General features: G+C 71.7%; 3 protein-coding genes. All 3 read left to right on the top strand.

The window, feature by feature from the left end; all coding sequences use genetic code 11:
• Positions 1-1,104, top strand: a 1,104-nt coding sequence (locus FMEAI12_RS22455) for a zinc-binding dehydrogenase (protein WP_112107736.1), incomplete at its 5' end; no start/stop codon positions are given.
• A 166-nt stretch (positions 1,105-1,270) separates the two neighbouring features.
• The gene (locus FMEAI12_RS22450; protein WP_071064314.1) at positions 1,271-2,851 is read left to right on the top strand and encodes a lactate racemase domain-containing protein; all 1,581 of its coding nucleotides are present in this window, start codon (positions 1,271-1,273) and stop codon (positions 2,849-2,851) included.
• Positions 2,848-3,879: a lysophospholipid acyltransferase family protein gene (locus FMEAI12_RS22445; RefSeq protein ID WP_112107735.1), complete on the top strand. Its 1,032-nt coding sequence runs from the start codon at positions 2,848-2,850 to the stop codon at positions 3,877-3,879. Before FMEAI12_RS22450 ends, FMEAI12_RS22445 begins: the two co-directional genes overlap by 4 nt.
• Positions 3,880-4,158: the final 279 nt, after the last annotated feature.

Raw genomic sequence — 4,158 nt, 5'->3', positions numbered from 1 at the left:
CACCCACCCCGGCCCCGGCTGGCGGGGATCTGCGGGTCGGATCTGGCGACGGTGACGGGGCAGAGCTCGTTCTACTTCTCCCCGCTGGTGTCGATGCCGTTCACTCCCGGTCATGAGATCGTCGGTGACCTGCAGGAGGCGGTGACGCTCGCCGACGGGCGCCGGTTGGACGCAGGTGCCCGGGTGGTGATCGACCCGGTGCTGGGCTGCGCGGCCCGCGGGTTGGAGCTGTGCGTGGGCTGCGCGGCGGGCCGGACGTCACGGTGTGACCGGATCACGGTGGGGCATCTGGCGCCGGGGTTGCAGACCGGGTTCTGCGCGGACACCGGCGGCGGGTGGAGCCGGGCGCTGGTCGCCCATCACAGCCAGTTGCATCCGGTGCCCGACACGCTGCCCGACTCCCGGGCGGTGCTGGTCGAGCCGTTGGCGACCGCTGTGCACACCGCGGGTCGCTGCGGGGTGCGTTCCGGGGACCGGGTGCTGATCATCGGGTCGGGGGCGGTGGGCCTGCTGACGTTGCTGGCCATCCGCGCCTATACGAAGGCCGAGCATGTGACGATGGTCGCCAAGCATCGCAGGCAGGTGGAGCTGGCGCGTCGTTTCGGCGCGGACGAGGTGCTCGCCCCCGACGACGCGGTCGGTGGGGTGCGTCGCGCGAACCGGGCGTTGCGGCTGACCCCGCAGCTGGGTGGGGAGTATCTGCTCGGCGGGGTGGATGTGGCGATCGACTGTGCGGGCAGCGCGTCGTCGCTGTCGACGGCGCTGCGGGTGACTCGGGCCGGTGGCCGGGTGGTGCTGTCGGGGGTGCCGGCGGGGTCGGTGGATCTGACCCCGCTGTGGTTCCGGGAGTTGGAGCTGGTGGGGACGTACGCGTCGTCCGGCGGCGCCCGGCCCGGCCGGGCCGGTACCGAACCGGCAGGAGCGGCGGAGCCGGTGGAGTCGGATTTCGGGCGGGCGTTGGCGCTGGCCGCCACGGCCCCGCTCGACGGGGTGGTGTCGGCGGTGTATCCGCTCGCCCGGTGGCGGGAGGCGTTGGACCATGCGTTGTCCGCGGGGCGTCTCGGCGCCGTGAAGATCGTTTTTGATCCGGCGGCGTCGGCGTGAGCGCGACGCGCGCCGCGCCGGTGCGGTCCGGTGGGCGTGGGGGCGCCGGTGGGAGTGGCACGGTCGGGGTATACGGGATTGTCTCCCCGCGCGGCGGTCCTCGCCGCGGGGCGGGCGGGCGCGGGGGCGCCGGGGCCGGCCGGGGCGGCACACGGACGAGGGGAACGTGCAGGTGAGACCGGGGTTCGTGCTCGAGGTCGACGAGCGCACACCTCCGCTGCTGGTGCACCAGGGTGAGGGGCTGACGCTTGAGCGGTTCCCGCTGGGTACCCGGGTGGTGTATCCGCCGGAGTCGCTTCCGGGGGTGGCGGACGTGGACGCGGCGATCGCCGCGGCGTTGGAGCATCCGTTCAACTGTGAGCCGTTGCGGGTGCTGCTGCGGCCGGGGATGCGGTTGACGATCGCGTTCGACGATCTGTCGATCCCGTTGCCGCGGATGCGCCGTCCGGATGTGCGGCAGCGGATCATTGAACAGGTGCTGACGCTGGCGGCGGCGGCGGGTGTGGACGACGTGCAGCTGATCGCGGCGAACGCGTTGCACCGGCGGATGACGGCGGCGGAGATCGAGCACATCGTCGGGGAGCGGGTGTTCCGGTCGTTCTGGCCGGACAACCTGTACAACCACGACGCCGAGGACCGCGACAATCTGCTGCACATCGGGGTGACCGACCACGGTGAGGACGTGGAGATCAACCGGCGGGCGGCGGAAAGTGACCTGCTGGTCTATGTGAACGTGAACCTGGTCGCGATGGACGGCGGGCACAAGTCGGTGCCGATCGGGTTGGCGTCGTACAACAGCCTGCGCCACCATCACAACAGTCACACGATGCTGCGGTCGCGGTCGTTCATGGACCACACCCGGTCGGAGATGCATTCGTCGGCGTGGCGGATGGGCCGGTTCCTCGCCGACCATCTGAAGATCTTCCACGTGGAGACGACGTTGAACAACGCCTGTTTCCCCGACCGGTACAGCTTCCTGACCCGCCGCGAGTGGGAGTGGTCGGTCAAGGACCAGGCGATGGCCTACGGGATGAGTCGGGGGCTGGCGGCGATGCCGACCCGGCCACGGCGGAAGATCTTCCATGATCTGCTCGCCGACTACCAGGTGACCGGGGTGTTCGCCGGGGAGACCGAAGCCACCCACGATCAGACGATCGCCAGTGTGCACCGCCAGCAGCTCGTCGAGGTCGACGGGCAGTCCGACGTGCTGGTGGTGGGCCTGCCGTATGTGGGCCCGTACAACGTGAACTCGGTGATGAACCCGATCCTGGCGACGTGCATGGGTCTGGGGTATTTCTTCAACATGTACCGGGGGCGGCCGCTGGTCCGTCACCAGGGCGCGATGATTCTTTACCATCCGGTGACCCCGGAGTTCTCCCAGCTGCACCATCCGTCCTATGTGGACTTCTTCTCCGAGGTGCTCGCCGAGTCGACGGACCCGGCGACGATCGAGGCGAAGTTCGAGAAGCAGTACGCGACCGACCCGTGGTATGTGCACCTGTACCGGACGTCGCACGCCTACCACGGCGTCCACCCGTTCTACATGTGGTACTGGGCGGCGCACGGCATGGACCATCTGGGGGATGTGGTGTGGGTCGGGGGGGATCGGGCGGCGTGCGCGCGGATGGGGTTCCGGGCGGCGTCGACGTTCGCCGACGCGTTGGAGATGGTGTCGGGCACGGTGGGCCGTGACCCGTCGATCACCTACCTGCATTCCCCGCCGCACGCGATCGCGGACGTGCGATGAGCCGCACCGGGGCGTTCGGTGGCCCGCCGCGGCCGGGGGTGAGTGTCCGGGAGCTGGCGAACGGGTTTCGCTGGGGTGGCCGGTCGCTGGTCCCGGGTTCGGCGCAGGGGCACCGGCGGCCGGTGAGCGCCCGGGAGTTCCCGACGGCGTGGGCGCGCGGCGGGCCGGCACGGGCGGCGCGCACGGTGTTCCTGGAAGCGGCGATGAACCCGCTGCTGCACGCGGCGTTGACCCCGACGGTCGCCGGCGCGGAGGTGTTCGGTTCCCTCGGCGACGACCCGGTGATCATCGTGTCGAACCATTCCAGTCATCTGGATGCGCCGATGCTGCTGTGCGCGTTGCCGCGGGCGGTGCGGGAACGCACCGCGGTGACGGCGGCGGCGGACTACTTCTTCGACAGCACCTGGCGGGGCCTGTCCTCGGCGTTGGCGTTCGGGACGGTGCCGATCGAGCGTCGCGGTGGGGCGCCGTCGTCGACACCGTTGGAGCTGCTGCGCGGCGGGTGGAACCTGGTGGTGTTCCCCGAGGGCACCCGTTCGGCGGACGGGTCGCGGGGCCGGTTCCGGCTGGGGGCGGGCTATCTGGCGATGACGGCCGGGGTGGCGGTGGTACCGGCGGCGTTGCGCGGTGCGTACGCGGCGATGCCCCGGGGCCGGGCGTGGCCGGTACCGGGCCGGCCGCGGGTGTCGGTGCGGTTCGGTCGTCCGCTGCGTCCCGGTGACGGCGAGGATGTGCGGGCGTTCACCGGACGGCTGGCGGCGGAGGTGACCCGGCTCGGGGTGGAGGACACGACGAGCTGGTGGGCGTCCCTACGCTCCCCCGACGCCGCGTCGCCGGCCGCGGGGGCCGGTGCGGGCGGTGACACCGGTCCTTCCGTTTCGTCGGGTGCGTCGGCGCGGCCGGCGGCGGGAGCCGGGCCGGCCCGGCGGGCACCGGCGGGCGCGCCCGGGATGGCCCGGTGGCGGCGGATCTGGGAGGCCACCGAACCACCGGCGGCGGCCCGGCCACGCTCACCCTGGGACCACTGACCCACCCCCTCCGCTATGTGAGCTCCCTCACATGAGGGTCGTTATGTGGATAACCCTGTTCATGGCCCGGTGGGTAGCGGGGGTGGACCTGTGGATGACCTGTGGGGTGAGGGCCGTCCCGGCCGGGGCGGTGAAGTCAAGGCGTTGCATCACCGAACGTCACAGGTATCACTGAGTACATGGCTCTGTTGCGCCGTTCCCGCCGCCGGTGGTTCGGTGGCCTCCCAGATCCGCCGCCACCGGGCCATCCCGGGCGCGCCCGCCGGTGCCCGCCGGGCC

Source organism: Parafrankia sp. Ea1.12 (genome assembly GCF_900465275.1).
Taxonomy (GTDB): domain Bacteria; phylum Actinomycetota; class Actinomycetes; order Frankiales; family Frankiaceae; genus Parafrankia; species Parafrankia soli.
The sequence above is the reverse complement of the archived record's forward strand: the minus strand, read 5'-3'. Positions and strand labels throughout refer to the sequence as shown.